Raw genomic sequence first — 409 nt, forward strand, 5'->3', positions numbered from 1 at the left:
TGGACGGCATTGAACTTTGCCAAAATGTTCGCGAAATTGACTCTGACCATCATTTTACGTACTGCTTATTGATTACGGCTAAAGACGGGAATGACTCTCTAAACCATGCTCTGGAAAATGGCATGGATGATTTCATTCTGAAGTCAGAGCTGAATCAACAACTTATCCCTCGGGTTAAAGCTGGCCTTCGCACGAGCGCAGCCCTTAATCACGCTCAAAAACGCAATGCGACGATGCAGCAAGAAGTCAACAAACTGCTTGCATTGAAGGGTCGTGATGAAGCAACCGGTTTAGGCAACACCGCTCATGCTTGCGATGCAGTCACAAGAGTACAAAAGCATGCCGATGCAAGAGGTGGCGCGACCAGCTATATGACGCTTCAGATCCAAAACTGGGATCAGATTGCTAG

The 409-nt window shown here is 47.2% G+C and carries 1 pseudogene; it reads left to right on the forward strand.

The features are described 5' to 3' along the window. Positions 1-409: pseudogene (locus A3750_RS04095) on the forward strand (diguanylate cyclase); the annotation flags it as partial.

It is taken from the genome of Oleiphilus sp. HI0079, assembly GCF_001635105.1.